Source organism: Glaciecola sp. HA4-3, assembly GCF_055693685.1.
Map to the genome: position 1 here is coordinate 2472193 of NZ_CM146340.1, position 23154 is coordinate 2495346.

Annotated in this window: 25 protein-coding genes and 1 pseudogene; 14 read left to right on the forward strand and 12 right to left on the reverse strand. The window is 39.2% G+C overall.

What is annotated here, in order from left to right; genetic code table 11:
* Window positions 1-87 precede the first annotated feature (87 nt).
* Window positions 88-1002: a mechanosensitive ion channel family protein gene (locus ACZ1G6_RS11795; RefSeq protein WP_472616467.1), complete on the forward strand. Its 915-nt coding sequence runs from the start codon at window positions 88-90 to the stop codon at window positions 1000-1002.
* A 51-nt stretch (window positions 1003-1053) separates the two neighbouring features.
* Here the strand turns inward: ACZ1G6_RS11795 and ACZ1G6_RS11800 are convergent, their stop codons facing one another.
* A complete protein-coding gene (locus ACZ1G6_RS11800; RefSeq protein WP_472616468.1) occupies window positions 1054-1275 on the reverse strand; it encodes a hypothetical protein in 222 nt (73 codons plus the stop codon).
* 157 nt (window positions 1276-1432) lie between these two features.
* Here ACZ1G6_RS11800 and ACZ1G6_RS11805 point away from each other — a divergent pair, with 157 nt between their 5' ends.
* Both ACZ1G6_RS11805 and ACZ1G6_RS11810 read left to right on the forward strand, forming a co-directional pair.
* Window positions 1433-2386 carry a DUF2884 family protein gene (locus ACZ1G6_RS11805; protein WP_472616469.1) on the forward strand — a complete coding sequence of 318 codons (954 nt, stop codon included), beginning with the start codon at window positions 1433-1435 and terminating at the stop codon, window positions 2384-2386.
* Window positions 2387-2454: 68 nt separating this feature from the next.
* Entirely contained in the window at window positions 2455-3132 is a 678-nt protein-coding gene (locus tag ACZ1G6_RS11810) for a Rossmann-fold NAD(P)-binding domain-containing protein (RefSeq protein WP_472616470.1), read from the forward strand.
* A gap of 224 nt (window positions 3133-3356) precedes the next feature.
* Here the strand turns inward: ACZ1G6_RS11810 and ACZ1G6_RS11815 are convergent, their stop codons facing one another.
* The 3 genes from ACZ1G6_RS11815 to ACZ1G6_RS11825 all read right to left on the reverse strand — a co-directional run bounded on the left by ACZ1G6_RS11815 (window position 3357) and on the right by ACZ1G6_RS11825 (window position 6005).
* On the reverse strand, window positions 3357-4778 hold the full coding sequence (locus tag ACZ1G6_RS11815; protein WP_472616471.1) for a sodium-dependent transporter: 1422 nt from the start codon (window positions 4776-4778) through the stop codon (window positions 3357-3359).
* Window positions 4779-5046: 268 nt separating this feature from the next.
* The gene (locus ACZ1G6_RS11820; protein ID WP_472616472.1) at window positions 5047-5616 is read right to left on the reverse strand and encodes an SDR family NAD(P)-dependent oxidoreductase; all 570 of its coding nucleotides are present in this window, start codon (window positions 5614-5616) and stop codon (window positions 5047-5049) included.
* The gene (locus ACZ1G6_RS11825) at window positions 5616-6005 is read right to left on the reverse strand and encodes a thiol-disulfide oxidoreductase DCC family protein (RefSeq protein ID WP_472616473.1); all 390 of its coding nucleotides are present in this window, start codon (window positions 6003-6005) and stop codon (window positions 5616-5618) included. Before ACZ1G6_RS11825 ends, ACZ1G6_RS11820 begins: the two co-directional genes overlap by 1 nt.
* Before the next feature lie 158 nt (window positions 6006-6163).
* Here ACZ1G6_RS11825 and msrA point away from each other — a divergent pair, with 158 nt between their 5' ends.
* Window positions 6164-6703: a peptide-methionine (S)-S-oxide reductase MsrA gene (gene msrA / locus ACZ1G6_RS11830; RefSeq protein WP_472616474.1), complete on the forward strand. Its 540-nt coding sequence runs from the start codon at window positions 6164-6166 to the stop codon at window positions 6701-6703.
* Window positions 6704-6706: 3 nt separating this feature from the next.
* Here msrA and ACZ1G6_RS11835 read toward each other — a convergent pair whose 3' ends face one another.
* Window positions 6707-7855 (reverse strand): hypothetical protein, encoded by a 1149-nt coding sequence (locus ACZ1G6_RS11835; protein WP_472616475.1) that lies wholly within the window; start codon window positions 7853-7855, stop codon window positions 6707-6709.
* Window positions 7856-8070: 215 nt separating this feature from the next.
* Between ACZ1G6_RS11835 and ACZ1G6_RS11840 the strand changes: the two genes are divergently transcribed.
* The 3 genes from ACZ1G6_RS11840 (at window position 8071) to ACZ1G6_RS11850 (ending at window position 11113) form a co-directional block, all read left to right on the forward strand.
* Window positions 8071-10071, forward strand: a complete 2001-nt coding sequence (locus ACZ1G6_RS11840; RefSeq protein ID WP_472616476.1) for a metallophosphoesterase family protein — start codon at window positions 8071-8073, stop codon at window positions 10069-10071.
* A complete protein-coding gene (gene fldB, locus ACZ1G6_RS11845) occupies window positions 10055-10606 on the forward strand; it encodes a flavodoxin FldB (RefSeq protein WP_472616477.1) in 552 nt (183 codons plus the stop codon). Before ACZ1G6_RS11840 ends, fldB begins: the two co-directional genes overlap by 17 nt.
* Window positions 10607-10708: 102 nt before the next feature.
* Entirely contained in the window at window positions 10709-11113 is a 405-nt protein-coding gene (locus ACZ1G6_RS11850; protein ID WP_472616478.1) for an ExbD/TolR family protein, read from the forward strand.
* A 72-nt stretch (window positions 11114-11185) separates the two neighbouring features.
* On the opposite strand, the gene ACZ1G6_RS11855 is transcribed toward ACZ1G6_RS11850, so the two are convergent.
* From ACZ1G6_RS11855 to ACZ1G6_RS11865, 3 genes are all read right to left on the reverse strand, one after another.
* Window positions 11186-11698 carry a YgjV family protein gene (locus ACZ1G6_RS11855; RefSeq protein WP_472616479.1) on the reverse strand — a complete coding sequence of 171 codons (513 nt, stop codon included), beginning with the start codon at window positions 11696-11698 and terminating at the stop codon, window positions 11186-11188.
* Between the two features lie 105 nt (window positions 11699-11803).
* Window positions 11804-12169, reverse strand: a complete 366-nt coding sequence (locus ACZ1G6_RS11860) for a hypothetical protein (RefSeq protein WP_472616480.1) — start codon at window positions 12167-12169, stop codon at window positions 11804-11806.
* Between the two features lie 121 nt (window positions 12170-12290).
* Window positions 12291-12926 (reverse strand): NAD(P)H-binding protein, encoded by a 636-nt coding sequence (locus ACZ1G6_RS11865; protein ID WP_472616481.1) that lies wholly within the window; start codon window positions 12924-12926, stop codon window positions 12291-12293.
* 58 nt (window positions 12927-12984) lie between these two features.
* On the opposite strand from ACZ1G6_RS11865, the gene ACZ1G6_RS11870 reads away from it, so the two are divergent.
* The 3 genes and pseudogenes from ACZ1G6_RS11870 to ACZ1G6_RS11880 all read left to right on the forward strand — a co-directional run bounded on the left by ACZ1G6_RS11870 (window position 12985) and on the right by ACZ1G6_RS11880 (window position 17956).
* Complete coding sequence (locus ACZ1G6_RS11870) at window positions 12985-15192, forward strand: S9 family peptidase (RefSeq protein WP_472616482.1); 2208 nt, start codon at window positions 12985-12987, stop codon at window positions 15190-15192.
* 1 nt (window position 15193) lies between these two features.
* Window positions 15194-16186: a serine/threonine dehydratase gene (locus tag ACZ1G6_RS11875; RefSeq protein ID WP_472616483.1), complete on the forward strand. Its 993-nt coding sequence runs from the start codon at window positions 15194-15196 to the stop codon at window positions 16184-16186.
* A 38-nt stretch (window positions 16187-16224) separates the two neighbouring features.
* Window positions 16225-17956: pseudogene (locus tag ACZ1G6_RS11880) on the forward strand (amidohydrolase).
* 39 nt (window positions 17957-17995) lie between these two features.
* Here the strand turns inward: ACZ1G6_RS11880 and ACZ1G6_RS11885 are convergent.
* Complete coding sequence (locus ACZ1G6_RS11885; RefSeq protein ID WP_472616484.1) at window positions 17996-18238, reverse strand: DUF1653 domain-containing protein; 243 nt, start codon at window positions 18236-18238, stop codon at window positions 17996-17998.
* Between the two features lies 1 nt (window position 18239).
* The gene (locus tag ACZ1G6_RS11890) at window positions 18240-19814 is read right to left on the reverse strand and encodes a M17 family metallopeptidase (RefSeq protein ID WP_472616485.1); all 1575 of its coding nucleotides are present in this window, start codon (window positions 19812-19814) and stop codon (window positions 18240-18242) included.
* A gap of 146 nt (window positions 19815-19960) precedes the next feature.
* On the opposite strand from ACZ1G6_RS11890, the gene ACZ1G6_RS11895 reads away from it, so the two are divergent.
* From ACZ1G6_RS11895 to ACZ1G6_RS11905, 3 genes are all read left to right on the forward strand, one after another.
* Window positions 19961-20242, forward strand: coding sequence for a hypothetical protein (locus tag ACZ1G6_RS11895; protein WP_472616486.1), 282 nt, complete (start codon window positions 19961-19963; stop codon window positions 20240-20242).
* A 17-nt stretch (window positions 20243-20259) separates the two neighbouring features.
* Window positions 20260-20490, forward strand: a complete 231-nt coding sequence (locus ACZ1G6_RS11900) for a hypothetical protein (protein WP_472616487.1) — start codon at window positions 20260-20262, stop codon at window positions 20488-20490.
* 155 nt (window positions 20491-20645) lie between these two features.
* On the forward strand, window positions 20646-21143 hold the full coding sequence (locus tag ACZ1G6_RS11905) for a DUF3718 domain-containing protein (protein ID WP_472616488.1): 498 nt from the start codon (window positions 20646-20648) through the stop codon (window positions 21141-21143).
* 60 nt (window positions 21144-21203) lie between these two features.
* On the opposite strand, the gene dinB is transcribed toward ACZ1G6_RS11905, so the two are convergent.
* A complete protein-coding gene (gene dinB / locus ACZ1G6_RS11910) occupies window positions 21204-22037 on the reverse strand; it encodes a DNA polymerase IV (protein WP_472616489.1) in 834 nt (277 codons plus the stop codon).
* Between the two features lie 4 nt (window positions 22038-22041).
* Entirely contained in the window at window positions 22042-22266 is a 225-nt protein-coding gene (locus ACZ1G6_RS11915) for a Y-family DNA polymerase (protein ID WP_472616490.1), read from the reverse strand.
* Between the two features lie 128 nt (window positions 22267-22394).
* On the opposite strand from ACZ1G6_RS11915, the gene ACZ1G6_RS11920 reads away from it, so the two are divergent.
* Window positions 22395-23153, forward strand: coding sequence for a substrate-binding periplasmic protein (locus ACZ1G6_RS11920; protein ID WP_472616491.1), 759 nt, complete (start codon window positions 22395-22397; stop codon window positions 23151-23153).
* Window position 23154: the final 1 nt, after the last annotated feature.

A 23154-nucleotide genomic window follows, 5' to 3' on the forward strand; every position in this document is an offset into this window, starting at 1 on the left:
GTTATTTATTTTGGCAAATTTGTTTTTATTGATCACAGCGCAGAATATTTCCACTTAATTACATTAATCGCAAGCTTTTATCTAAGCGTGACTTTCTACCTCGTAGTATTGGCTGTGCTTAGTGCAACCGAATCTATCTATAACAACTCTCGATTGTCTCAAAAGGCGCCTATAACCGGGTTTATACAAGTTGCAAAATTGATATGTACACTTGCTCTTATCTTCCTGATTATTTCGCTTTTACTCGGAAAAAGTCCTGTCTACTTATTATCTGGCTTAACAGCCGTTGCTGCGGTATTACTTTTAATCTTCAGAGATACAATACTAGGATTTGTCGCTGGTATACAAATCGCTGCCAATAGAATGTTTAACACAGGTGACTGGATTGAAATGCCAAAATATGGCGTTGATGGAGATATCACTCAGATTGGCTTAACCGTTGTTAAAGTGCAAAACTGGGATAAAACAATTTCGACAATACCGACCTATTCGCTCACCACTGACGCCGTGAAAAATTGGCGAGGCATGCAAGACTCGGGTGGTCGGCGCATTAAGCGATCTATATATATTGATATGCGTTCAGTGGGTTTTGCTACGAGTACTCAATTAACCAATTGGCAAAAATTAGACCTCTTGAAAGGATATTTAGATAAGAAAAATGCAGAGCTTAACGATGATCTTGAACGATGCAATGCAAGCCAATCTGACCTTATTAATAGCCGTAAACTCACCAATATTGGTACTTTTCGTGCCTATACGCTTGCTTATCTAAAACAGCATTCTAAAATCAATCAGAATATGACATGCATGGTTAGGCAACTTAAGCCCAGTGAACACGGACTTCCTTTAGAGGTTTACTGTTTCTCAAGTCAAAAAGATTGGGTTGTTTATGAACAGATTCAATCCGACATTTTTGACCATCTGATTGCCATTATGCCTACTTTTGGACTAGTAGCCTACCAACGCGTGACCAATAATAATAAGCGTTTGCCTACACAATAAAAAAGCACCGTGTGATATCGGTGCTCTTTAAATTTTGAATTTGCTTTTGCCTTACATTGCGTATACTAGCAATCCACAGATTACCAAAGCTGAAATCCCCATAAAGCCGTATTCAACACGCTCTTTTATGGCCTCAGCGCCAGATTTAGTAGAAATAACCCCCATTATAATACACGAAAGACCAAGCACTAAGGTCAATATTGTTCCGCCAAAAAGCAGTGGAAAGATCAATGAGTGCAAAACAGATAATAATGTGTTGAGTAGTTCGTTCATAAACATAGCCTTAATTTTCAATGGCGGTATTATGCCCTAAACAGTTATTGAAGCCTATTCCACTAAAGTCTTTTTTTAGAAAATAGTGATCTTAGTCAATTTTACTAAATATTAGCATGAACACGAAAATTATAGTCGCAGCCTCACAAACTCAGAAATGAAAAACTATAAAGCATTGATTTATAATAATAAATTAAATGGCATCATGTTTGCTAATGGTTTAATAGACAATAAACCATCAAATATTGATTTACGTTTGCCGGCTTGGCAAGACAAACAAAAAGGACGATTACCTATGAAACATTTAATTCCTGCGTTATTTACACTTGGTGCTTGTTTTAGCAGTGTAGCACTAGCGGATAGCCACGAAGACCACACACTATCGTTGAATCCTCAAGAGTGTAATACTAATTTTAGTGGTGATTTAAGCTTTAAAGATAATTTGTTGATGATCACAACGACAAAAGGACAAGTTGTCGAGTTTACTCGAAATGGCGAGGTCTCAAGCAATGGTGTCAATCTTAAATTAAGTAGTCAAGAACAAGCATGGGCAAAAACTTACTTTGACGAAATTGAGGCTACCATTCCAATCGTAATAGATGTTACTGTTGAGAGCTTGAGAATTGTTGATGTCGCGTTAACAGAAGTATTTACCGCTTTGCTAGGTGAAGATTCTTCCACACCTGTGCTTATCAATGAAAAGATTGCTGGTATTACATCTGGAATACAAGACTATGTTTATCAAAACCCAGAGTCTATTACCTTTGATAATGGCTTCTTTGATTCAGAACTAGGTATCGACAGTGACTTAGATACTGCAATTGAAGAGATATCTGAAGAAATCATGACTGTTGCCATGTCAGAATTTTTCGCGACATTAGCAAAGTCGATGTTCAGTGGCGATGACACCATGTCTGATTTCGAAAAAAGAATGGAAACCCTTGAGACAGATATTGATGCTAAAATTACCGCTGTCGAAGGCGACTTAAATATTAAAGCGGGCGCTTTGTGTGATGCGGTTGCAGAATTGAACGACGCAGAAAACAATGTACAGTCTATTAAAGGATTAGAAGGCATTGACTTAGTCAGTTTTAAGCAACAAAAGGCATAAATAATGTAATCGTTAGAGCAAGTTTGCGCTAAACTTGCTCTAACTAAGATGTTATAGATAGATCAAGCGTGAAAAAAGTACATATCATAGGACTAGGGTGGCTAGGTGTTCCTCTTGCTTTGAGCATCGCTGATAAAAGTCATAGTGAATTAGAGTTTGCAAGCGGCACGGTGCGAAGTGATGACAAACAAAATGCACTGCTTAATGACTACCCTAGTATCTTCTTAGACAAAGTTTGTCAGTTCAATTTATATGATGAACAGCTTTCTAGTAGTGCGCTGTTTACTTCTTTAGATGTGAATAATGGACATGTTGTTGTCAATATTCCTCCAGGCCGTCGACAATTTGACCGAGCGCGATTTCAATTAAATATGTGCTTGTTGATGGATCAGTTAATCACCGCAGGATGCCAGCAGATAGTTTTTATAAGCACCACCTCGGTTTTTAATGCCAGTCAAGGGTGTATAACAAATAGCACCTTAAAAGCACCAATCACTGAATCAGGTCAAGCTCACGCGCACATAGAAGACTACTTGCTGTCGAAGTATCCAGATAAAACATGTGTATTAAGGCTCTCTGGCTTAGTAGGCCCTAGTGTATTGCAAACATCATTTGGTAACTTGCTATCTAACCAACAAGCTTATAGGCATCCAGTTTTTAGCCTGTCTCAAAAAGATGATATTTCTAATGGTAGGGATCCCGTTAATCTGATACACCAATCAGATGTAATACAGCTTATTTGCTAAGGCGATAAAACTAGGTCTTACAGCAGCAGCGTTTAATGTAAGTGCAATAGATCACCCCACTCGATACGCTTACTATACTTATTGTGCAAATCATTTAGGCATCCGCTCGCCAAACTTTTTACCAGATAAAAAAAAGCGCCAACTAAATAAAATAATTGACGCTTGTGAGACTTTTGATGTCTTAGGTACTACACCTATCTTTCCTTCTGTTTATGATATGCTGCCTAGCCTATAAGCGCATTTCCAAAGTACGTAAGTGCAATGGTATTGATGAAGATAATCACTAATACGATCGGTATAAAAGTGCCTAATGAAAAGTTAACATACTTCTCTAAGAAGCTTTTCTTAAATGCAGGCGCACCTTGGTCAAGCTCTTCGTTAAACGCTTGCTTTTTCCAACGATAACTGACAAATAAACAAATAAGTAAGCCATTCAGTGGCAAGATAGTGTCATAGAACACGTCGTAAACAACATCAAAGAAAGATTTATCTACTCCAGCATACGATACAAATTTAGTAAAAAATTCGAAGAAGCCGAATGAAAAAGCACTCATTAATGAAAATATGACCAATAAAACGCCGCATACAACAAGTGAAGCTTTGCGAGACATGCCCTTTTCACTCATTAGTGACGCAACTGGCACTTCAAAAATTGATACCAAAGAGGTAATTGCCGCAAAAAACACAAGTAAAAAGAAGATACTCGCAATAGCACTGGCACCAAAGTATCCCAAGCTATCTTGCAGCGCTAAAAAGATTTGTGGCAAGTAAGAAAATATCATTGAAATAGAGGAGTCATTTAATTCAGCAGGGTTTACTGAAGGGTTAAATGAAAATATTGCGGGCAATATCATTAAACCTGCCGTAAACGCAACCGCCGTATCAGTTAAGGCAACTAATTTTGCTGAGGAAGGCAAATCTGAACGTTTATCAATATAACTGCCATAGGTAATCATGATCCCCATGCCTAAAGACAATGAGAAAAATGCTTGTGAAAGTGCGCCACTTACAACGTTAGCATCAATTTTGTCAAAATCAGGGACTAAATAAAACGCTACACCAGCCATCGCATTATCACGCGTCAGCACAAAAATCACTAATAAAATGAGCATGCCAAACAAGGCTGGCATAAGAATTTTAGCCGCTTTCTCAATACCCTGTTTTACACCTCCTTGAAGAATAAGGTACACGATGGCTAATACACCGACCATATAGGCGAATAAACTATTGCTTGATATGAATGTGTTAAAGGTATCCGGCTGAGCTAACTGGTCTAAGTTACCGGTAACACTTCCGAATAAATAACCAAAGATCCAAACCGTAATCACCAAATAAAATACGGCAATCATAAATGGCGTAATAATGGATAACCAACCAGCCACCCGCCAGCCTCGATTGCCACCTGATAACTTAGTTAGCGCCCCTAGGGGATCTTTTTGACTTGCTCTGCCTACCGTCATCTCAGCAATCATGACCGGTAAACATATCGCAATAACAAAGATTGCGTACATAAATAAAAACGCACCACCACCATTTTGAGCGGCGCCCACTGGAAACCCTACCAAATTACCAATACCGACAGCAGAGCCTGCAGCAGCAAGAATAAAGCCTAATTTTGAGCCAAACTGCTCTCTAGAACCAGCCATATAATGTCCTTTTTCTTATTATTATTTTGCCTAAATGTTAACAGCAAGTAACCACAATGTCTTTACCTTTAGCAAGCAAAGCCTAGACAAAATGAAGAAACGCGGTGACTTAATATGAAATAGACTTTCCTTCCCAGTCAAAGTAATACGGTGATTGCTCAATATCAAAACCGTCAATATGCATTCGTAGTTGCGATACGGTGAATTCCGAACTAAACAATTTGCCATAGGTTTAACGTTGCTTTGAAACGGCTTAGACAATCCGGTATCAACTGTACTCAGGATGATAGCAAGCTAAAATCGTATTTGGGGCCCTGCGTTTGTATTCAATGCTAGCTGTTTTGACAATCATGTTAAGGGCTGCTTTAGATGCTCTGTAACCGTACCAACCACCCAGGCCGTTTTCGCTAATACTTCCAACTCTGGCACTAAAAAACACGATACTTGCTGACGTTTTATTGACCAACTTCACAAGATACTTTAGCCATAAGGCTGGCACACCTGTGTTCACTCTAAAATACTCTGCTAATTGTGCTGAGTTTATGTCCTCTAAACGTTTTTCAGGTTTAAGTGTTTTATCACCAGATGTATGCAGCACGCCTGTTGTTGCAATAACATAATCAAATACCACATTAAGCGTTTTCATTTGTTGAGCAAAACTAACAATTTCTTGCTCATTGGTCGAATCAAAGGTGTATTGTTTTTCATTTTCATAAGCGGGGTTAACGTGCTCTCTAGACACAGTATAAACCGCAGCATCACTTTCGCTGCAGTATTGCTTTACCAGTTCTTGACCTATTCCTCCACCGGCACCAATAATCAGTATATGTTTAGTCATTAATACTTTATCCTACAATTGGTATCACAAGGTTTTTTTCCCGTCAGCCAATATGAAATTCGGTAACGATTTTTAGCAAAAACAAGGTACGCCTTATCAGCAAAAAAACGAATAACAGGCCATCTTAAAGGGGCGTACAGCCAAGCTTTTCCGACCAAACTCCATGCTTTGTGCGTTGCATCTAGTCCTATCAACATAGTACCGTCATCAAGCATTCCGTGGATTCTGTCATTAAGTGCTTGCCACTCAAGATTTGGATAACGCTCTGTGAAGTCGTCAGCCATTATATCAACAAAAGCTAGTTGTCCATTGTCATTGCGCTTTTTTAGGTGATTCATTTCCTTTTCACATAAAGGACATGTGCCATCATAAAATATTGTAAAAGCCATTAATTACCCTCTGTTAAAGCGTAAGGTTTCAAAAACAAACTACATTGGTTTCATTTACGCAGTGTATGATAAGTTACGTTAAATAAACTAATATAGATGTATTGAATTACCTTTAAGTGCACATATAACTAAGGCATCAACGTAAAAGGAAATGAACAATGTCTCAAGAAACAATTACGCTAGGTGGTGGGTGCTTTTGGTGCTTGGAAAGCGCTATGAACTCCGTTGAAGGCGTTTTGAGTGCGCTAAGCGGTTATGCAAACGGTCATACCGATGAACCCAGCTATGAAGACGTGTGCACCGGACAAACTGGGTTTAACGAAGTCGTGCAAGTTACCTTTGATAGCGATGTTATAAGCCGTCGAGAAATTCTAGAAATATTTTTTGCGCTTCATGATCCAACGCAGCTCAATCGTCAGGGCAATGATACCGGTACGCAGTACAGAAGTGGTATCTATTTCACCAGTGATGCACAGCAGGAAGAGGCGCAAGCTATTATCAAAGAAATTGTTGATACACAAATTTGGCCAAATCCAGTAGTTACTGAAATCGAGCCATTAAATACGTATTATCAAGCAGAAGATTACCATCAAGATTATTTTAATAATAACCCTCAAAATGTGTATTGCAATATGGTCGTTGCGCCTAAACTAGCAAAATTCAAAAAGACCTTTTCAAACAGGTTACGACGAACCTAAAGCTTAGTTAAACCAGTGACTTGGCAATACCAACTTAAATAACATAGGGGAATATCGTTCGTATTTGGCAGTGTCTTGTGCGCAACTAGCATTATCTTTGTAGACTTGTTTCCATGGGTCATTAATAATGTAGAGCGTGTCATCATGCACTGCTAAACCCTCCATCGCAGTATTTGCGACTTGGTGATAGGGAGCACAACCTTTGCTTGTGTCAGAATTCACATAAAAATCTATATCAATGCTTTTTGTTGGTTTTTGCATTGCAAGGTCCGCAATCCATAATTGGTCGTCGTTTCTAGCAGCCATTATCAAATAGCCATCATCACCATCATTTGGATAATAAACATCCATACCATTGATTGGATGATTACCTTCTTCAAACGCAGGCATTTGAATTGGCAACACTTCTACTTTTACGAAATCATCGTATGTTTCAAAAAGCGATTTATCATAATTGAGCGTAAAAACACTTGCTTTGCCAGCAGCATTTTTTTCTAGGCCTAACAATATGCGGCCATCTTTTGTGATTGCCATCCCCTCAATACCATCATTAGGGAAATTACCTACATTATCTTGCTTATCAAACTGAATTGCTCTTACACCAGACAGTACTAATTGATTATCAATACTTTCAATTTTAACTAGTAATGTAGGGTGTTCAGTTGACCCTGTATCTGCAAATGCTAACGCGCATGATTTGCTCAGTTCACCCGAACGAGTCGCATCTTCTGTAACTAATAACCAAGCATTTTTTTGTTCAGGGTACGCCACAATCGCTTCATAATCAGGACGCTCACTTAAATACGACAAAAAACAGCTTTGTTGAAGGGCTTCACCAATTACGATAGGGCCTAAACGGTCTATTATTGCGCCATTATGGGGATCAATCCTATGGACTCTTTGAATTTGCGAAACATCAGCACTGCCATCAGAAATAGTATAGAGCACGCCATCAGCAAAATAGAGTCCCGAGGTTTGTGGATCTAGCATGGTGGAACCATCTGGTTCAAGTATCCACGCACCATGCAAACTTACTTGAGTATTATCAATCTGTTGTTTATAAACTGATTCAATTGTTGTGGTGTTGCAGGCAAGCAAGAAAAGTGGGCCAAATAAAACAAACCTCAACAGACTCTTTCTTAATATATTCATATGTAATTTGCTCTTACAATTTTATACTTGTAGTTAGTCTTAAATATGTGTGTAAATAGTGTAACACGTGCGCAATAGACACTAATAACGCAATAGTGCGACAATTTGTTCATATTAATTTAAACTAATAACAAATAAGAGTTTGGTATTTCGCATTAAGATCTTGGTTTTATACACGTTTAGTTCACTATATTATGATGTAGGAAGATAAAAAAATGCTGGATGAAAATAAACAACTTCCCCTGATTATAGCTGGGCCTATGCTTAGGCACGTGCATCAAGACGGAATGATTTTGTGGCTAGTGTCCAGCCAAGCACTAAGCTTTGATGTTTTACTGTCTAGTACAATAAGCGCAAGCAAAAACAATGAGTCTGCTTACAGTGATGACCCATCCTTACAAAAACTAGACGATAATGACATTGAGCATACCCGTTTAAATGTCGGTGAAGCCTGCTTTATTAATCTTATTCATATCGAACGCGAACGGCTACTTAAGCCTGAACAACGCTATTATTATGACCTGATTTGTCACTCAAGTGATGGTGAAGCAAAACGCCTTAGTCAACTTTGCCCTAAACTACTGTATGATGAATTAAACAGTTTTTCATTTTATTTTAGTCGACAGCTCAAACAAGTTATGCACGGCTCATGTCGTAAAGCCCACTTTAGTGGCGATGATGCTCTACCACAGCTTGATAAACTAATAAGTGAAGACTTTAAGAGTAAGTCAACTAAACAGCGCCATCTTGCGCCCGATTTGCTAATTCTCAGTGGCGATCAAGTCTATATTGATGATGTAGCAGGTCCAATGCTACATGCCATTCATCAAGTAATTGATATACTTGGTTTGTACCATGAAGAATTTGAGGGTGCTGAAATCACCTCATCTTCAGAACTATTTACCCATGACGATTCTTTTTATAAACGAGAACGTTTACTACCCGATAGTGATGAAAATGAGGATTTAGCTAAAAGCTTTTTTAGCGCAAAAAAGAAACCTATTTTTACGTCGGTTAATGCTCATAACCATCTAATTTCCTTAAACGAGATGTTGGGGCTCTATTTGTTATCTTGGTCATCTCGTCTATGGGATCATGTGTCGCTAGACAAAAATGATATCGATACGCAATATGCGCAGCAATATGCTAATGAAAAAAAATATATTGATAAATTTAAAGCTGGTCTACAAGCGGTAGAACGCTCATTTGCTCATGTTTCTACCTATATGATTTTTGATGATCATGATGTGACAGATGATTGGAACTTAACTCGCGAATGGGAAGAACACGTTTATGCTAACCCATTCTCAAAGCGGATTATCGGCAATGCGCTATATGCCTATTATTTATGTCAAGGACTGGGTAACCCTCAGTGTTCATGGAGCAAACTACTCAAGCAAGCTCAAGAAAGCGTAAACGCCTGTGATAAAAATAAACATGACGACATGATTGAAGCATTATTGAGTTTCACCCACTGGCATTACAAACTTGATACTCAACCACCTGTACAGGTATTAGATACACGTACACAAAGATGGCGCAGTGAATCAAATCCAAGAAAACCATCAGGCTTAATGGACTGGGAAGGCCTGTGTAATTTGCAGCAAGACGTTATGGGAAAAGATTCGGTAATATTAGTATCGGCAGCACCAATATATGGGGTAAAACTAATTGAAGCTATTCAAAAAGTGTTTACCATTTTTGGCGGAGCACTGGTGGTAGACGCTGAAAATTGGATGGCACATCGAGGGACTGCAAGCGTCATGCTCAATATCTTTAGACATGTTAAAACGCCTCCCCATTTCATCATTTTATCTGGCGATGTCCACTATTCATTTGTGTATGATGTAAGTCTTCGATTTCGACGTAACAGCCCTTCAATTCTTCAATTTACTTGCTCAGGGATACACAACGAATTTCCACGTAAATTAATCACGTGGTTTGAACGGCTCAATCGCTGGTTTTATTCTCATCGTTCACCTTTAAATTGGTTAACTAAAAGACGAAACATGTCGATTAAAGAGCGCAAAGTATCGGCTGATCATATTGACAATAAAAAAGAAATCTTAACTGGTACTGCCCTTGGGTTACTAAGCTTAGACGAAAATGGACATGAAAGTGAATGTGCATTGATCTTAGCTAACGGCCAACGAGTAATCTTTAAAAAGATTAAGCTTAAACATACACACTTGGAACCAAATGAACACAGCATCTAGCATCGCGATATTTTACGGCTCAACAACTTGCTACACTGAAATGGCCGCAGAAAAAATCCAAGAGCAATTACAAACGATACTCAGTACATCAGTGCCTATTTTCGATATTAAAAACGTGGCACTATCAAAAGCTTCTCAATTTGATGTTGTTATTTTTGGGATCTCCACTTGGGATTTTGGTGAGCTCCAAGAAGATTGGGAGTCTCATTGGGATGATATAGCAGATGTGGATTTATCAGGTAAAACTATCGCATTGTTTGGCTTAGGTGACCAAATGGGCTATGCAGATTGGTTCCAAGACGCTTTAGGAATGTTACATGACGAGCTTATTGTCAAAGATTGCGACATTACTGGTTATTGGCCTAATCAGGGCTACGAATTTATCGAATCTAAAGGCTTAACTGACGATCAAGAATACTTCGTCGGCTTATCACTAGATGATGAAAATCAATTTGAATTGAGTGATGAGCGCATACAAACTTGGTGCGCGCAGCTAAAAGAACAGTTCCAAGACGCCAATTTAAGCTTTAACTAGAGTAAGCGCACAAATTTGTTAATTAAATTTACAAGATCCCCCTATTTATTTTCAATCGTTTCGATATACTATAGGCAATGAAATAAAGAAAAGAGCTGTATTATGAAAAGAAAAAAGCACACAGCGGCGGATGAAGACGCGGCAATTGACATGACACCAATGCTAGACATTGTTTTTATCATGTTGATATTCTTCATTGTAACAACGACTTTCTCAAACGAAAAAGGTCTTGCAGCCAATCGTCCTAAAAACGAAAACAATACCCAAACAGAAAGTAAGTCGCTATCGATTCGCATAGACGCAACAGGCCAAATCTTAATGGGCGGTCGTATTGTTGATATCAGACGCGTAGTGGCGAACACACAGACCTATTTGGCTGAAAATGCAACAGACACTGCCGCAATCCAAGCGCATGAAGACACTGAGCATGGCATTGTTGTTGACGTAATGGATTCTGTAAAACAAGCCGGTATCGTCAACGTATCGGTGTTAGTTAAGAAAAACTAGCATATTTTCAACGGTAATTATGAACAAGCCAGCACTATCTGCTGGCTTTTTTGTATCTGTAAATCACCTACCCTAATTTGATTTTCTTTGCCTAAATTGTGTGTAAAAAATACTGCATAGATTCGTAACATTGAAAATCGTACCGAAAATACTACCCACCAGTACTGCATATATTAAACCAAACGTTTCAGCCAATATAAACCATTGCCTTATTTTAGCTGCGCTGCTTAACATAACCGAACCGACGGTAAATATTAGTGACGAGGTGTAGGCAAATAAAATAATCCATTGGCTATCCAAGAAGAACCACTCGTAAACAAAAAAAGCGATGTTAGCTGCCACAAATATCCACAAAACAAATGGTCCACGATATTTCATTGCGACAATATTACGCACACTGGCTAATGCACACCCAATCCCTGCTGCGTAAGCATCTAATAAAAAGAAGTGAGTACTAACACTCGCTAAAGCTATTGCAGAAATAAAGCGATAACGATTAATGTCATGCTGTCGATAAGCCAAAAAATTAAATATGACGGCGATTGCGCCAAAGACTTCAGCCAGAAGGGTAGGACTTTCAAACAATGCTCACTCCAAGGCCTGCGTAAACGCTGACAGTTCTATTAGCAAATAAAGGCGGAGTATTATGCGAGTTTTAAGTCAAATTGCTAGGCGTTTTTACTATTTATTTTACGAAATCTTTTGTCTAGCAAACCACTCATCATAATCCAAAGAAAAAGACTCGTCTGCGCAGTCTGCTGGGTAAGCATACAAACCAAATTTGTCGTCTTCTTGGTGAGTAAGTATCACCGCTAACTTCGGCATTTGTTTAAGTTCATGATGCATCGGATCCCAAATCGGCACATTGTATTTGCCTAGGGTCATGATCGGGACATTGATTCCATTAATCACTTTGTAATGGCTGGCAACAGGATCTGGGATTTGCGCATATATACAATGAAAAGGAATATTGACTTGTACCCCGTCCCACCAAAAACGCTCAACTCTAACTTTTTCAACAAGGTTCAACACACTATCTGGTAATACTATACTCATGTTATTTCCTTAAAAGGTTAAGTTTGTAAAAGGACAATGCCTGCGTTTACTATTACTATATATCCACCAATTTACCGTTTTTCTTTAGAGTAATTTTTAATTGCTTAGTTCAAACTTGTTCTTAAGCTTTGAATAACTGAAGTTTAATCATTTGAGCTGCGACCGATGCCGCATGCACCGGAATATATTTTTCCAAAGGTCCCTTCATAAAAATTGACAGCATTTGCAATATTTTTATGCCCCACTGTTCAGCGTGTCGAGTGTCGGGGCGATTTCCGATTAGCAATGGAGGCCTTACCGCAGCAGCATGATTTAATTGAGGCATTGTCATTATCGCGTTTTCAAGCTCTCCTTTAACTCGTAAGTAGAAGTTTTTACTTTTTGCATTCGCACCAATGGAAGAAATCCATACAAAACTTGTCGCTCTTTGGGCTCTTGCAAGCTGTGCAGCAACATGAACAAATTCAAAATCAACACGTCTAAATGCTGATTTACTCCCTGCTTTTTGCATAGTAGTCCCTAAGCAGCAATATACGTGGTCAACTGTGAAATATCCTTGATAGTCTTGCAGCTTATCAAAATCAATTACCAAGGCCTGTATTTTACCCAATGGGTCGTGATAATCCTGATGGCTCAAAGGTGCTCTAACAAGACAGGTAATAGTGGTGTAGCGTTCGTCTTGGCAAAGCTGATTAACAAGGGCCTTGCCGACTAAACCTGTTGCCCCTAGCACAGTTGCCGCATATTTTTTCGTCATTTCACTACTTGTTTGTGATAACCTAATGTGCACGTAACATATCAATAAATAATAACAAATGAATAGACCTTTCTTAGTTTTTTTATCACTACTTGTGTTCACTTTTAATTCCAATGCCAAAGAGAATTTGAGTATAGAACGAATTTATCAATCCCCTGCTTTATCTGGCAGTACTGTCAGAAACATAAAAGTCGCTCCGAATGGGGAACGAGTCACATTTTTGCGCGGTAAACAAAGCGATTATGAACGCTTTGATTTATGGGAATACAACATAAAAAGTGGAAAAACTCGGATGCTTTTTGATTCTGATGAGCTTCTTAGTTCAGATGAAACCTTATCAGATGAAGAAAAAGCGCGTCGCGAACGTATGCGTCTTTCCGGCAGTGGCATTGTCGAATATTCTTGGTCAAATGATGGCAGTGCCTTACTGTTTCCGCTTGGTGGTGATGTGTATTATCACAAAATTGGTAGCAAGGGCGCAATTCAATTGCTTGATACGCCAGAATTTGAAACAGATGTAAAATTCTCACCCAAAGCGAACTATATCTCTTACATACGCGAGCAAAACCTATACATAAAGCATATTGATTCAAAAAAAGAACAAGTCATTACTAGCGATGGTGGAGGAGATATCAAATTTGGCATGGCTGAATTTGTTGCACAAGAAGAAATGAGTCGCATGACAGGCTATTGGTGGTCACCTGATGAAAGTAAAATTGCTTTTACGAAAGTCGACGAGAGCAAGGTAGTGACTATTACACGTTCTGAAATTTATGCTGACCGAATTGCGACTATTGAGCAAAAGTATCCAAAAGCTGGAACCAACAATGTCACGGTCGAATTAGCTGTGATTGATTTGACACAAAATAGTACAACTTGGATTGATTTAGGCGACAACAAAGATATTTATCTAGCACGCGTAAAGTGGATGAATGCTAATGAAGTAAGCTATCAAGTGCAAAGTCGCAACCAAAAAAACCTAGATCTTCGGCTTTTTAATACGACAAGTAATTCGACTAGTACACTGCTAACTGAAACCAGTAAAACTTGGGTCAATCTGCATTTTGATCTGCATTTTATGCCAAATGATAATCAGTTTATTTGGGCATCTGAGCGAGATGGATTTAAACACTTTTATTTGTATCAAAGCAATGGCAAGCTAATCAAGCAGCTGACAACAGGAAACTGGGTCGTAGAAAATATAAAGGCTCTAACAGACAGTACCCTGTATTTTTCTGGCCGCAAAGATACCGTGCTAGAAAGTCACTTATACTCGCTCGATATGAAAACCGGTGGTATTAAAAGAATCACACAGTTGGGCTGGTTCAACAATGTCGTATTTAGCAAAGATGGTGGCATCTTTGTTAAAACACGTTCAAATACAAATACACCACCTCAAGTAAGTTTGCACAGCAAAGATGGCGAACGACTTACGTGGCTCAACGAAAACAAGGTTGATCAACAGCACCCTTTAGCGCCCTATATGAGCACTTGGATAGAGCCTGAGTTTGGTACGTTTACAACGCAAGACGATACTACCTTGCACTATCGATTATACAAGCCTACTAACATTGATACCCCACGTCCTTCTATTGTCTACTTGTATGGCGGTCCTATTGCACAAGTGGTAACAAATAGATGGGGCGGTAACCGCGGGCTGTTAATGCAACATTGGGTAAATAAGGGCTATGTGGTATTTAGCATAGATAACCGCGGTTCGAATTACCGTGGAAAAGCATTTGAAGATCCCATATATCATAAGATGGGTGATATTGAAGTCAAAGATCAAGTAGCCGGCGTGCAATACTTATCCAGTTTTGACTATATTGACAGCCAAAGAGTGGGCGTATATGGCCATAGCTATGGTGGGTATATGGCATTAATGACCATGTTTAAAGCTGGCGAACACTTTGCTGCAGGCGTCTCAGGAGCACCCGTAACTGATTGGCGATTGTATGATACTCATTATACGGAACGTTATATGGGTGACCCACGTGAGCTTTCACAGTTATACGACGCCGCTAGTGTCTTTCCATATGCAAAAGACTTAAAAGGAGATTTGTTAATTTATCATGGTATGGCCGATGACAATGTGCTCTTTACTCATAGCACCATGCTATATAAACACTTACAAGACTTAGCTATTCCTTTTGAAGTAATGGACTACCCAGGTAAGAAGCATGGTATTAGAGGTAAAAATACGGGGATTCATTTGTATCACACGGTCACTAATTTCTTTGATAAGCACTTGGTACCAGAGCAATAACATGATTGAATTTGAAGATATTGAGTCTGCTTATAAACGCATAGCCCATATAGTTCAAACAACGCCTATCGTCAGTAGCCAACGTTTGAATAATTGGCTAGGCCATGACATCTACTTTAAAGCAGAATGTTTACAAACCACTGGCGCCTTTAAACTAAGAGGCGCCAGCAATGTGATTGCAAAGCGAGCACAAGAGAATAATTTACCCAAACGCATCGTGGCTAACTCTTCTGGCAATCACGCACAAGCAGTTGCCTATATTGGACGCTACTATAATATCCCTGTCACCATTTACTGTGCTAGCAATATTTCCCCGATTAAAGCGGCTGCAACGCAATCTTACGGGGCAAAAGTAATCAAGTATGATAAACGCATAGATGCAGACGCAGCGGTGGCCAAAGCAGCATCCGAACAAGGTACATTATGGATTCCTCCCTATAACGATGTTGATATCATTGCTGGTCAAGGAACAGCTTGTTATGAGGCACTGCGCGAGCTTGATAATATCGATGCCATATTTGCTCCTTGTGGCGGAGGGGGATTGGTCTCTGGCAGCTATATTGTTAGCAAGTACTTACAACCTAAGGCGCAAGTTGTGGGTGTAGAACCGCTAGCTGCTAATGATGCTGCAAACTCATTGCGCGCAGGCAAAATAATGCCTTTGGATGGCCCGCCTACAACACTAGCAGACGGTGCTGCAACTCCATCAGTTGGTCCAATAACGTTCAAGTACTTACAAAAGCTTGATGCTTTCTATGAAGTTGACGAACCTGCTATTGCTTATTGGACTCAGTGGCTACACCATTTATTGAAATTACATATTGAGCCGACTTGCGCAATGACCATGCAAGGCGTAATTGACTGGTTAAATGAACATAAACCCAAAGAGCGTCAAAAACTATTGGTCATCATTTCTGGTGGTAACATCTCAAGTCAGAGTATGGCAAAAATATGGGAAACTGATTATTTGTGTCAACCTCCCTCATTAACCTAAACTTTGCACACTTACTATAATTAAAAAGGATAGACAACATGCACACTTATCTAAAAGCTTGTCTTGTATTTACACACGAAGTTCATCGTTTTTGCTCCAACCGTTCTATTATACTGGCGTTTGCTTGCCTAGCATTTTCTTATCTAGCAGCAACGAGCCCTACTATCGCTCAAGAAAATACCACAAAATTCGTTAACGCAAATGGCTATACGCTAAATGCGGAAGGCAAATTAGTACAGTTTTCAGAGTTTGTCGTAAAAGATGATAAGTTTGTTGCGGTTGGTAAAGCCGCAGGCACATATGAAGATGCTAAAACAATTGATTTATCAGGTAAAACTGTCATGCCGGGTATCATTGACGCTCATGGGCATATTCTTGGTCTAGGGGCAAACTTATTAGAAGTTGATCTTCGCGGCACAAAAAGTGAAGCTCAAGCCGTACAACGAGTATTAAGTTTCGTTAATACACAAAAGGTCGATGGCGACAATACATGGGTGATTGGTCGGGGATGGAATCAAGTACTTTGGCCGACGAAAGAATTTCCTAGCAAAGAGAGTCTCGACAAAGTATTACCTGATACTCCTGTTTGGTTATCTCGTGTAGATGGTCACGCTGGATGGGGAAATAGTAAAGCCTTAGCACTAGCAGGTATCGACGAAAATACAATTTCGCCTTCAGGCGGTGAAATATTAAAAGATGAAAATGGCCTACCCACTGGTGTGCTTATCGATAATGCAGAGTATCTTGTTTATGCTGTTATGCCAAAGTTAGAAGAAGCTCAAAAAGTCGCTCAATTAGAAGCTGCTGTTGGGCATTTATTGTCCTTAGGTATCACTAGTGCTCACGATGCTGGCATATCACAAGCGGTAAGAGACTTTTTTATCAAGCAAGCAGAAAGCGGGCAATTACCCATGCGAATTTACGCCATGATTGCTGCCACAGACCCCAATTTAGCACAAATGTTAAAGCAAGGTTTTTATGAAGATGAACAACAATTACTTAGTATTCGTAGTGTAAAAGCTTATGGTGATGGAGCCCTAGGTAGCCGAGGCGCAGCATTGCTTGCACCCTATAGTGATGACCCTGATAATTCAGGTTTACTCGTGACGCCTGAAGAGACATTACCTATGCTATTTAACAATGTCATTGGGGCAGGTTTCCAATTAAATTTTCATGCCATCGGTGATAGAGCCAATAGACTAGCTTTAGAGCAATTTGCAAAGTCGTTTACAATTTTCCCTGAGAATAAAGCACGCCATCGGATAGAGCACGCACAGGTTGTTGCCATGGAAGATATTCCTTTGTTTAAACAATATAATGTGATTCCATCAATGCAGCCTACTCATGCGACAAGCGATATGAATATGGCAGAAGATAGAATTGGTAAACAAAGATTAAAAGGGGCCTATGCATGGCAAACGTTTTTAGCCCAAGGTTCCAAAATAGCATTTGGTTCAGATTTTCCTGTGGAGCTTGCAAATCCGTTTCACGGTCTTCACGCCGCAGTAACCAGACAAAATGCGCTTCAAGAACCTGCTGAAGGTTGGATTCCTTGGCGAAAAGGTTTCTCGAGTTCAAGCCCTACAAGGCTTTACGATAGATGCTGCATATGCTGGTTTCCAAGAGGATATCATCGGGTCAATACAAAGCGGCAAAAAAGCTGACTTTATTATTATCGACCGTGATTACTTCCAAATACCAGAGGCTGAAATTAGAGATATTGAAGTCATCGAAACATACGTCAACGGCATAAGAGTATACCAACAGTAGCGCGTTGACTGATTACGTACAATCAGTGCGACAAGAATATTAAAGCTCGTTATTTACATAGGTGAAACGAGCTTTTTTTCCTTCTTCTGTATGAATAAGTTCAGTAAACATTTCATAAGGTCTTATCCAAAAGTCATTGTTTTGCTGTTGACTAACGCCCTTTGTCTCATACAAAGGGCGATAAATAACAAACCATGATTCGTCTTCAGAGTGCCTACATGTTCCTACCACTTGGTAATATGGCCCTTTGTAATGCTGATACTTGCCTGTTTTTATTTTCATCTTAAGTATTCAATATGAGACCGTTAAGTAGAGCTGCGATAGGGGCAGCTGTGGGTTTACCGTGTTGCCAATTGAGGTTTTCTACGCCTGAACCCGCGATATCGACATGTGTGTATCCAAGTGGCAATTCACTATTTATACCATGCTGGTCTAAGCCAGAGGCAACAACAAGAAATGCGGCAGGGAACTGATGTCCTCTAATGGTCGCCACTGAGGGCTTGTTATTGGATGATATGACATCATCGGCTTTAGTTTGCGGTTTAATAAAATCAAAATCCTCTTTACGCAATAAGGATTGCTCACACATATCTGACCATAGCTCTCCTGCTTCACATATTTTGTGAGCGATTTTAGCTTCCTTGGCTGGCCTATTTTCAATCAGTGCAGTGTAGGGGCCAAGTGATATTGCTGCGTGCCCTGTCAAGGTAGCCACTGAAAACAACTGAGCATTTTTGTCTAATTTAGCCTGTAGTCTTAGGTGAGATAATAGATCCGCTAAAATCATCCGTCCTTCTGCATCGGTGTTTCCTACTCTAACTCGCACACCTGCGTGGCTTGTGATGATCTCGTCTGGTACATACGCTTCAGCGCCAATACTGTTTCGCACTGCGCCAATTTGAGAAACGACTTTGATACCTTTGGGTTTAAGTATAGATAAAGTATACATAAGACCGGCAACCGCAGCTGCGCCGCCTTTATCACGACTCATGCCAGCCATACCACCATTTATTTTAAGATCAGCACCTCCCGTATCGTACACAATTCCTTTCCCAGCAAAGTAATACGTCTGCTCAATTGGGCCTTCTCCTTCATAGGATAAGGTTATTATGCGTGGCTGATGACGTTTGACCTCAACAGAAGCCCTAGCAACACTGTACAAAACCGGATAATCCTTTTCAATAACAGATAAATCATCAATTACATCACACGTAACACATGTGTTTTTAAACGCTTGCTCACAGTACTGAGCAAATTGGGGGGCGGTCATTCTTTCAGGTTGCGTGCCGCACAAATCTCGTGCTATTCGCTTGCCTCTTTCTGTTGCCATTAATAACTGACATTGTTTTGCACTAATATTAAATAGGCCTATTTCTTTAATGGTTTCTATTTCGCTGTCATCAAACACAGTATGATGCCCTTTAGCAAAATGCTCTCTAGCTTCAAGTGGTTGCCATTGCTGCTGTGCAAGGCCTAAATAAATTAGCTCAAGGGCATGACTAAACATTTCGGTAGATAAACTTGCTATCGGCTCAATGATAATAGCGGGTGAAGACACCTCTAAACCTTCTAAACAATGCAATAAGGATTTTCCTAGCTCAAAAAATACTGAGGCATCAGCATAATCTTTATTCAAATCGGGAAGAGGAACATGCATGTACTTACCGCAACTAAGAACATCTGTTTGAACGACACAAGGCTCTTTGCCTACCCTTGCATCAAAAGATTTAAGTTGTGCAAAACGTGCTTCAAAATCAGAAAATAACGAACAGCTTGGGTGCTGAGAAATAACCACGACTATGTCAGCTCGTTTCAAGTCTTCTATTTTATTAAATGACCATGCACTAATAGCATTCATTCAAATCTTCCTTTTAATATAGATTAACGGTATCTTGGGCTAAGTGTACTGTAAAAACAGAAACTTAACAGCTTTAGCAATAAAACTTGTACTTTTATGGTCTACTTCTACGCGGATAGCAAAAACACCAAAGAAACGAGAAATATGTGAGTAGTGATAACAAAAGTAAAGCTCAAAAACCTTTTTATAAAAGCTTAATCTTTATAGTCGAGTGGGGAATAATTGGACTAGTATTTTTTGCCATAATGTCGTGGCAAGAGCGACACTTATTGACCGATGATGGTAATACGATGGTTCCTTATACAAACTTCGTGAGTATCAATGGTCAAGTAAAGACTATCATGCCGTCAGAAAAGAAAACCGTCATGTATTTTTTGCGCCATGGTGCGCAGTTTGCAAATACAGCATCAATAATCTTAATATTTTAGATACGTCCAAATATCACGTGATAAGAATCGCGCTTGATTACCAATCAATACATGAGATTGAACAATTCATTGATGAAAACGAAGTTCAAGGGGATGTGTTTCTTGGCACACAAGAACATAAGGCTGCGTTTAACATTGGCGCTTATCCGACTTATTATGTACTAAATGAAGATTTAGCCGTTGTCGCAAATGACGTAGGATATAGCACAATGTTAGGTATCAAGTTACGTGCAGCTATCGCAAATTAAGCCTTAGAGCGATTATTTAAAGTCATTAAATAGTCGCCGCATGACAAATATATAAGTAAGTATGATTTTGTACACCTCAATTCACTTTCATTGTCTGAGAAATTCTCCATAATGCGCGCAACTTAATTACCCCCTAAAATTTATTGGAAAACAAAATGAAATTATTCACATTAGCAAGCGCATCTTTACTATCGTTAAGCGCATTAAACGTACAAGCGATGAATGTTCAATTCAACAAAACTAATGACAATGTTGAAACTCAAATTTGTTATGTTGCTGCTAACGGCGGCATGACTGAAGTTAGAAGCTTCACAAAGGAAAACGACATTAATTTCTCGCGCGTCAAAGAAACAGTGAAATGCAATGGTTTAAGCGTAAATCAATTTGCCAACAAATATTTTGAGTCATCAGTATCAACCCAAGAAGATATTACTGTTCAAATTGTTGCATTAAATGCTTTAGATGAATCTCTTGAATCTAAGTTTTGTGTAGCGGCTGTTGAAATGGGCGAAAGAGCAGCGCGAAAAGTATATAGACTTCAAAACGTTAATGTTAAATGTAATGGTCAAGACGTATCAGACTTTATAGACACATTTAAAGACACCAAAGTGGTAACGACTACCGATTTGTCTAAAACGATTGCTAGCCTATAACACTACGATATTAACAAACGTTTATAGAGGCACAATACCCAAGGTATTGTGCCATTGTCATTATTTCAAATCTAAGCTTAATTGCTCTTGAGTATTATCATCAGCAAATCCGATAAACGCGCCCAATAACCTAGCTTCTTTTCCTTCCCTTCTATCCCATGCTTGCGCAAGCAGATGACGTAAAGTTTCAATAGAAATAGTGGTAGTCTTGGCTTCTTTTGTCGTTTGTCGAAAGTCAGAAAATTTTAATTTGATACCGATTTTATTCATTTTCCTTACCGCTAAATGTTTCTGTGCCCGACTTTGTAAGGCAGGCAACAGAGTATCTTCTAAGTAATGTTCAAGATCTACTAAAGACCCATAGTTGGTAGAAAAGGTGCGCTCTACTGCGACCGATTTGCGTATCCTAGACACTTCAACTTGTCTAGTATCACGACCATTGCATTTATGCCAAAGTCCAATACCAAACTTACCAAATTGTTCAACAACCGTTGCTTGTTCTAAGTTGCGAATGTCCTTCCCCGTTAACCACCCAAGTCTTTCTAATTTTGCATAGGTTACTTTTCCTACGCCAGGTATTTTATTGAGAGGTAATTGATCAATAAACGCCATCACTTGATCAGGCTTAATTAAATATTGCCCATTTGGCTTATTGAGATCTGACGCTATTTTGGCTAGAAATTTTAGCGGTGCAATTCCAGCAGACGCTGTTAAACCAAGCTGTGTTTGAATCTGTTTACGAATATCTTGAGCAATCAGTGTGGCTGAACCAGAAAAATCGTGGCTATCTGTAACGTCCAAATACGCTTCATCAAGAGATAGGGGCTCTATTAAATCAGTATATTGATTCATGATATGGCGAATTTCACTACTGACATCTTGATATACTTGCATGCGACTAAGGCACTATTATCAATTGAGGGCAAAGGCGCTTCGCCATTGAGGTTGGCATAGCAGAACGAACGCCAAATTGGCGAGCAATATAGTTACACGTTGATAAGACTCCTCTTTGTGAGCTCTTCCCTCCCACCGCGACAGGCTTATTCAAAAGCGTTGGGTTGTCTCTAGTCTCAACCGATACATAGAAAGCATCCATATCGATGTGAATAAATTTTTTCATCATGATAATAATGTGTATATTTATACAGTATTATGGCGAATATAAAACCAAAACACTAGCAATCAAGAGCATTAAGTTGGCTTTTTTGTCAATTCAGCCTATGATTAGCTGAAGCTAAATAAGGTAAGTTGATGTTATATAAATTATTTATCTGCATTGTCACGTCTATTGCTATAGCAATCTTGAATCCTGCTTTAGCATCCAGCCAAGCAAGTGCGAAAGCAAGTACGCAAGACGATACTCAGTTTAACGAGGATGATGTTATCATCAATATCGGTTTAGTCATCTTTCCCCCTCGCACCGTAAGAAATAAACAAGGACAATGTTCAGGCTTAGCCGTGGATCGCATAAACGAGATATTTAAAGACTACCCTGCTACGCTCAACATTTATTGTGCATCCCCGGCAAGAATATACAGAAATTTTGCAAATGATAGAGTCGACCTTACCTTAAGCATTAAAGACCTTAGTGCCTTTCAGAATCGTGCAATATATTCACAAGAACCTTACCTTGAATTGGAAGCCATGCTATATACCCATAAAAATAGAACCAGTAAAACTATTGCGGCTATTAATGGTTATGCTTATAACGGTCAAAGAGCTGTGATGGAAAACAATGGCTACACATTTGTCGATGCCCCAAATACAAAAGAGGCATTTACGATATTTTTCAGAGGACAAACAAGCGCCTTTATAAGCTACAAAGGCCCCTATAATTACTATAAGGACCAGAATCATCTTAAGGACTATGTTGATGTGAATGATGACGATATAGTAGCGCAGAGCTTACTCAAGGTGCCTACTTATTTTGTTATAAATAAAAGGCGCCCATACGCAGAAAAACTAAAAGCCACAATTGACCAGTATAATTTGCAAATAACAACTGACTAAT

Bases quoted from the DNA above. Each gene is read 5' to 3' on its own strand.
- ACZ1G6_RS11865 (WP_472616481.1), bottom strand. From the start codon at position 12,926: ATGACGAAAAAATATGCGGCAACTGTGCTAGGGGCAACAGGTTTAGTC.
- ACZ1G6_RS11805 (WP_472616469.1), top strand. From the start codon at position 1,433: ATGAAAAACTATAAAGCATTGATTTATAATAATAAATTAAATGGCATC.
- ACZ1G6_RS11905 (WP_472616488.1), top strand. From the start codon at position 20,646: ATGAAATTATTCACATTAGCAAGCGCATCTTTACTATCGTTAAGCGCA.
- ACZ1G6_RS11825 (WP_472616473.1), bottom strand. From the start codon at position 6,005: ATGGCTTTTACAATATTTTATGATGGCACATGTCCTTTATGTGAAAAG.
- ACZ1G6_RS11915 (WP_472616490.1), bottom strand. From the start codon at position 22,266: ATGATGAAAAAATTTATTCACATCGATATGGATGCTTTCTATGTATCG.
- fldB (WP_472616477.1), top strand. From the start codon at position 10,055: ATGAACACAGCATCTAGCATCGCGATATTTTACGGCTCAACAACTTGC.
- ACZ1G6_RS11870 (WP_472616482.1), top strand. From the start codon at position 12,985: ATGAATAGACCTTTCTTAGTTTTTTTATCACTACTTGTGTTCACTTTT.
- ACZ1G6_RS11875 (WP_472616483.1), top strand. From the start codon at position 15,194: ATGATTGAATTTGAAGATATTGAGTCTGCTTATAAACGCATAGCCCAT.
- ACZ1G6_RS11820 (WP_472616472.1), bottom strand. From the start codon at position 5,616: ATGACTAAACATATACTGATTATTGGTGCCGGTGGAGGAATAGGTCAA.
- ACZ1G6_RS11850 (WP_472616478.1), top strand. From the start codon at position 10,709: ATGAAAAGAAAAAAGCACACAGCGGCGGATGAAGACGCGGCAATTGAC.
- ACZ1G6_RS11840 (WP_472616476.1), top strand. From the start codon at position 8,071: ATGCTGGATGAAAATAAACAACTTCCCCTGATTATAGCTGGGCCTATG.
- ACZ1G6_RS11860 (WP_472616480.1), bottom strand. From the start codon at position 12,169: ATGAGTATAGTATTACCAGATAGTGTGTTGAACCTTGTTGAAAAAGTT.
- ACZ1G6_RS11800 (WP_472616468.1), bottom strand. From the start codon at position 1,275: ATGAACGAACTACTCAACACATTATTATCTGTTTTGCACTCATTGATC.
- ACZ1G6_RS11890 (WP_472616485.1), bottom strand. From the start codon at position 19,814: ATGAATGCTATTAGTGCATGGTCATTTAATAAAATAGAAGACTTGAAA.
- ACZ1G6_RS11885 (WP_472616484.1), bottom strand. From the start codon at position 18,238: ATGAAAATAAAAACAGGCAAGTATCAGCATTACAAAGGGCCATATTAC.
- ACZ1G6_RS11815 (WP_472616471.1), bottom strand. From the start codon at position 4,778: ATGGCTGGTTCTAGAGAGCAGTTTGGCTCAAAATTAGGCTTTATTCTT.
- msrA (WP_472616474.1), top strand. From the start codon at position 6,164: ATGTCTCAAGAAACAATTACGCTAGGTGGTGGGTGCTTTTGGTGCTTG.
- ACZ1G6_RS11835 (WP_472616475.1), bottom strand. From the start codon at position 7,855: ATGAATATATTAAGAAAGAGTCTGTTGAGGTTTGTTTTATTTGGCCCA.
- dinB (WP_472616489.1), bottom strand. From the start codon at position 22,037: ATGCAAGTATATCAAGATGTCAGTAGTGAAATTCGCCATATCATGAAT.
- ACZ1G6_RS11920 (WP_472616491.1), top strand. From the start codon at position 22,395: ATGTTATATAAATTATTTATCTGCATTGTCACGTCTATTGCTATAGCA.